Origin of the sequence: Kitasatospora sp. NPDC007106 (genome assembly GCF_040634455.1) — a bacterium.
Taxonomy (GTDB): domain Bacteria; phylum Actinomycetota; class Actinomycetes; order Streptomycetales; family Streptomycetaceae; genus Kitasatospora; species Kitasatospora arboriphila.
In genome coordinates, this window is sequence record NZ_JBEYFP010000373.1 from 1 (window position 1) to 5,848 (window position 5,848).

Here is a 5,848-nt window from a genome sequence, read left to right on the forward strand (position 1 = left end):
GGGTCCCGGGGCGGCGGCCGCCGCGGTGCCGGTGAGCGGCCGGCCGGCGTCGACGGCGGCGAGCGCGAGGCGGACGGCCTCCCGGCCGAGCCACTGGCCGGAGCCGAGGTCGCCGAGCAGCCAGCCGTGGCCGTCGGCGAGCCGGACGGGCGTGTGGTCGCGCACCTCGGCGGCGACCGCGCCGGTGCCGCCGATCAGCACGGTGCCGTCCGGACTGCCGGTGCCGGCGGTGTAGGCGAGCGCGAGGTCGCTGGTGGTGCGGGGGGTGACGGAGAGTCCGACCTCGGGCCAGAGCCCGTCGAGTCCGGGTTCGGCGACCAGGGCACCGGCCAGGCCGACCACGCCGGCCGCGACCTCGGAGGGGTCCAGGCCGGCGAGTGCGGCCCGCACGGTGGCGCCGACCGCCCGGGCGGCGGCGGCCCGGCCGTGCGCGACCGGATTGGCGCCCTCGCCGCGGGCCCGGCCGAGGACCCGGCCGTGCAGGTCGGCGACGACCGCCCGGCTGCCGGTGCCGCCGGCATCGAGGCCGAGGACGAGCGGGCCGGTCATGGGCTCTCCCTGCTGGTGGTCGGGCTGCCCCCATGATCGGCCGCCGCCGCGGGGGCGTCAACGACACCGGGCCCCGGGCGGGAGGTCCGCCCGGGGCCCGGTGGGTGCGGGTCAGCCGAAGTAGGCGTCGAAGTTCTTGGAGAACTCCTGCCCGCCGAAGCGGTCCCAGTTGATCGACCAGGTCATCAGGCCGCGCAGGTTCGGCTGCGCCCCGCTGCGCGGGACGTAGCTGCCGCAGTTGACCGTCTTGGTGAGGCAGTCGAGGGCCTTGTCGACCTCGGCCGGGGCGACGTAGCCGTTGCCTGCGTTGGTGGTGGCGGGCATGCCGATGGCGACCTGCGAGGCGGCCAGCGGCGGGAACCCGTTCGCCGTGTTGCCGGCCACCGGGAAGCCCTTGAGCAGCATGTCGGTCATCGCGACGTGGAAGTCCGCGCCGCCCATGGAGTGGTACTGGTTGTCCAGGCCCATGATGGAGCCGGAGTTGTAGTCCTGGACGTGCAGCAGGGTCAGGTCGTTGCGCATCGCGTGGATGACCGGCAGGTAGGCGCCGGCCCGCGGGTCCTGGCCGCCCCAGGGGCCGGAGCCGTAGTACTGGTAGCCGAGTTGGACGAAGAAGGTCTCCGGGGCCATGGTCAGCACGAAGCCGGAGCCGTACTTGGCCTTGAGCGTCTTCAGCGCCGAGATCAGGTTGACCACCACCGGGGTGGTGGGGTTCTTGAAGTCGGTGTCGCCGGTGTTGAGGGAGAGCGAGTGGCCCTCGAAGTCGATGTCGAGGCCGTCCAGCCCCCACTTGTCGATGATCGCGGAGACCGAGGAGACGAAGGCGTCGCGGGCGGCGGTGGTGGTGAGCTGGACCTGGCCGTTCTGGCCGCCGATCGAGATCAGCACCTTCTTGCCCTGGGCGCGCTTGGCGGCGATGGCCGCCTTGAAGTCGGCGTCGGACTCGACGGTCGGGCACTCGGTGGCCGGGCAGCGGTTGAAGCGGATGTCGCCGGAGGTCACCGAGGTGGGCTCGCCGAAGGACAGGTTGATGACGTCCCAGGAGGCCGGGACGTCGGCCATCCGGGTGTAGCCGGCGCCGTTGGCGAAGCTCGCGTGCAGGTAGCCGACCAGCGCGTGCGCGGGCAGCCCGCCGCCGGGCGGCTGGGTGGTCGGCGGCTGCGAGGTCGGGGGCTGGCTGGTCGGCGGCTGCGAGGTGGGCGGCTGCGACGTGGGGGGCTGGCTGGTCGGCGGCTGGGAGGTCGGCGGCTGCGAGGGCGCGCCCGGGCCGTCCAGCGAGATGTCGTCGGCCCAGTAGGTGCCCTGGCCGTACCAGCCGTGGGTGAAGACGGTGGCGCTGGTCTGGCTCGCGCCGGTGGTGAAGCTGACGGTCAGCTTCTGGTAGGCGCCGCCGGTGCCCGGCGTCCAGGTGGAGGCGCCGCCGTCGACGCCGAGGTACACGTAGGCGCCCTTGACCCAGGCGGAGAGCGTGTAGGCGGTGTTGGGGGCGACCGCGACGGTCTGCGTGCACTGGGCGTTGTCGCTCGCCGAGGCGGCCCCGGCGAGGGCGTAACTGCCGGTGTGGGACTGGCCGGTGACGACGCTGCCGGTGCCGCCGGTGCAGCTGAACGGGGCCAGCGAACCGCTCTCGAAGCCGCCGTTGGCCAGGAACTCGCCGGCGCTGGCGGAGTTGGCGAGGCCGACGGTCAGCGCGACGGCACCGGCCGCGGCGACCGTCCAGGCGGTGGCCGCGGCGAGCACGCGGCGGCCGGGCGGTGCGGCGTGGGAGGGTCTCGGGGTAGCGCGCATGTGGGGGATGCTCCTGCCGTGGGACAGCCGTGAGACATGGGGGTGTCCGGGCGCGGTGGGGGCCGGCCGGGCGTGCGGCAGCCGCGGCAGGGGACGCCGCATTGGACTGGACCACACTTGGACTAGACCACTGAAGCGGAATTCCCGCGGCCCTGTCAATGGAGTCGGCGCACCGTCAGGGCCCGCCGTCGCAGGCCGAGTAGGGCGGCGGGTTGCGCGGCCCCCGAGGCCGCCGAACCATGGAGAAGTGTCCGGATATCTCAGGTACCCCCACATTCGCGGTGATCTGCTCGCCTTCACCGCGGAGGACGACGTGTGGGTGGCGCCGCTGCACCCGGACGGCACCGTCGGACGCGCCTGGCGGGTGAGCTGCGACCGCGTCCGGGTCAGCAACCCCCGGCTCTCCCCCGACGGCCGCACCGCCGCCTGGACCAGCTGGCAGGCGCTCACCCCCGAGGTGTGGACGGCCCCGGTGGACGGCGGCGAGGCCGTCCGACTCACCTTCTGGGGCAGCCACGACACCCGGGTCCGCGGCTGGCTGCCCAACAGCCAGGTCCTCGCCGTGACCTCGTACCACGAGCCGTTCGCCCACTACACCTGGGCGTACGCGCTGCCGCCGGACGGCGCGCCCGGCCGCCGGATGCCCTGGGGGCCGGTCAACGACGCCCAGGTCGGGCTGGAGCACACCGTGCTGCTGACCTCGGCCGCCCCGCACGGCCCGGCCTCCTGGAAGCGCTACCGCGGCGGCGCCACCGGCCGGCTCTGGCTCGACCACGGCGAGTTGCTGCCCGGCCACACCGGGCACCTCGCCTCACCGATGCCGGTCGGCGAACCGGACGACCCGCGGATCGCCTTCCTCTCCGACCACGAGGGCGTCGGCAACCTGTACTCCTGCCGCCCCGACGGTTCCGACCTGCGCCGGCACACCGACCACGCCTCCTACTACGCCCGCGAGGCGGCCTCCGACGGCACCCGGATCGTCTACCAGCACGCCGGCGACCTCTGGCTGCTGGACGGCCTGGACTCCCCCGCCCCGCGCCGCCTGGAGGTGCCGCTCGGCGGCTCCCGGGCCGGCCGGCGCCCCTACCAGGTGTCGGCGGCGCTGAACGTGAAGGACCTGGTCTGCGACCCGACCGGCCGGGCCGGGGTGGTCAACGTCCGCGGCAGCCTGTACTGGCTCACCCACCGCGAGGGCCCGGCCCGGGTGCTCGCCGACACCCCGGGGGTGCGCTCCCGGCTGCCGGTGCTGCCGGCGTTCGGCGGCCACGTCGCCTGGGTCACCGACGCGGAGGGCGAGGACGCCGTGGAGATCGCCCCGCTGCCCTCGCGAGGCGGCGACGGCGGCCCGTCCCGCCGGATCGCCGCGGGCCGGATCGGGCACGTCCAGGAGCTGTCCGCCGCCCCCGACGGGCGCCATCTGGCGGTGGCCGCCTCCGACGGGCGGCTGCTGCTGGTCGCCACCGAGGACGGCGAGGTCCGCGAGGTGGCGTCCTCGCAGTACGGGCCGGTCAGCAGCCCCGCCTTCTCCCCCGACTCGCAGTGGCTCACCTGGTCGCAGCCGGTCGCCGGACGGTCGCTGCGGGCGATCCGGCTGACCCGGGTGGACGCCGCGGAGCGGATCGTGGACGTCACCGGCGGCCGGTTCGAGGACGAGCACCCCGTCTTCACCCGGGACGGCCGCTTCCTGGTCTTCCTGTCCTGGCGCGGCTTCGACCCGGTGCACGACGTGCACACCGGCGACATGTCCTTCCCGCTCGGCTGCCGCCCGTACCTCGTCCCGCTCTCCGCGGGCACCCCGTCCCCGTTCGCCGCCCCGGTGGAGGGCCGTCCCGCGGTCGGGCTGGACCCGGACGAGGCCACCGGCGACGGCACCGTCACCGTCGACCAGGACGGCCTCACCAAGCGGCTGGTGCCCTTCCCGGTCACCGCGTCCAAGTACTCGGCGACCGCGCCCGTCCGCGGCGGGGTGCTCTGGCTGCGCTGGCCGATCTCCGGCGCCCTCGGCCAGACCTTCGCCAGCCCCACCGACACCTCCGGCAAGCCCTCGCTGGAGTACTTCGACCTCGCCCACGGCAGCCGCTCGACCGTCGCCGACCAGCTGGACGGCTTCTCGGTCTCCGGCGACGGCGGCTCCGTGCTGGTGTACTCCGCCGGCGCGCTCAAGCTGCACCCGCTGCCGCTCGGCTCCCCGATCACCGTCGACCTGCGGCGGATCACCCACATCGTGCACCCCGCCGCGGAGTGGCGGCAGGCGTACCACGAGGCCGCCCGGATCGTCCGCGACCAGTTCTGGGACGAGGACATGTGCGGCCTGGACTGGCCCGAGCTGGTCGCCCAGTACGAGCCGCTGCTGGAGCGGATCGCCGGCCCCGACGACTTCGCCGACCTGCTGCGCGAGCTGCTCGGCGAACTCGGCACCTCGCACGCCTACGTCACGCCCTCGCGCCGCGGCGAGGGCCCGCAGCTGCTCCAGCAGCCGCTCGGCCTGCTCGGCGCCAACGCGCACCGCGACCCGGACGGCCGCTGGCTGGTCGACCGGATCCTGCCCGGGGAGTCCTCCGACCCGCGGGCCCGGGCACCGCTGGCCGGCTTCGGCCTCCAGGACGGCGACGAGCTGATCGCCGTCGACGGCCGCCCGCCGGACCCGGTCCGCGGCCCGGCCCCGCTGCTGGCCGGCACCGGCGGCACCACCGTCGAACTCACCCTGCGCTGCAAGGACTCCGGACGGATCCGGCGGATCGCCGTCACCCCGCTCACCGACGAACGGCCGATCCGCTACCAGGACTGGGTCGGCAAACGCCGCAAGCTGGTCCGCGAGTTCAGCGACGGCCGGTGCGGCTACCTGCACATCCCGGACCTCGGCGGCTCCGGCTGGGCCCAGTTCAACCGCGACCTGCGCAGCGAACTGGCCAAGCCCGCCGTGATCCTGGACGTCCGCGGCAACGCCGGCGGCAACGTCTCCGAACTGGTCCTGGAGAAGCTCAACCGCAGGGTGCTGGCCTGGGACTTCACCCGCGGACGGCACCCGGTGCGCTGGCCCAGGGACGCGCCGCGCGGCCCGCTGGTCGCCCTCGCCGACCACGCCACCAGCTCGGACGGCGACGTGATCATCGCCGCCATCAAGCTGCTCGGACTCGGCCCGGTGGTCGGCACCCGCACCTGGGGCGGCGTGGTCGGGATGACCGGCCGGCACGTGCTCGGCGACGGCACCCAGATCTCGGTGCCCAAGAACGCGTCCTGGTTCACCGAGGGCATCGGCTGGTCCGTGGAGAACCGCGGCGTCGAACCGGACGTGGAGGTGCTGCGCACCCCGCACAGCTGGGCCCGCGGGGAGCACACCGACCTGGCGGCCGCGGTGGAACTCGCCATGGAACTGCTGGCGGAGCAGCACGCGGCGGTGCCGCCGCCGGGGGACACGCCCCGGCCTGACCTGCGGCGCCCGCCGCTGCCGCCGCGCGCCTGACGGGCCGGGCGGATCCGCACGCCGAGGGGCCCGGCCGGCGGCCGGGCC

3 protein-coding genes are annotated in these 5,848 nt (G+C 75.0%); 1 reads left to right on the forward strand and 2 read right to left on the reverse strand.

The features are described 5' to 3' along the window. Together ABZ641_RS23725 and ABZ641_RS23730 are read right to left on the reverse strand one after the other, a co-directional pair. Positions 1-549, reverse strand: a 549-nt coding sequence (locus tag ABZ641_RS23725; protein WP_359984663.1) for a BadF/BadG/BcrA/BcrD ATPase family protein, incomplete at its 3' end; no start/stop codon positions are given. Positions 550-660: 111 nt separating this feature from the next. Further along, a complete protein-coding gene (locus ABZ641_RS23730; RefSeq protein WP_359984666.1) occupies positions 661-2,337 on the reverse strand; it encodes a glycosyl hydrolase family 18 protein in 1,677 nt (558 codons plus the stop codon). Positions 2,338-2,584: 247 nt separating this feature from the next. On the opposite strand from ABZ641_RS23730, the gene ABZ641_RS23735 reads away from it, so the two are divergent. Further along, positions 2,585-5,800 carry a S41 family peptidase gene (locus ABZ641_RS23735; RefSeq protein ID WP_344628207.1) on the forward strand — a complete coding sequence of 1,072 codons (3,216 nt, stop codon included), beginning with the start codon at positions 2,585-2,587 and terminating at the stop codon, positions 5,798-5,800. Positions 5,801-5,848: the final 48 nt, after the last annotated feature.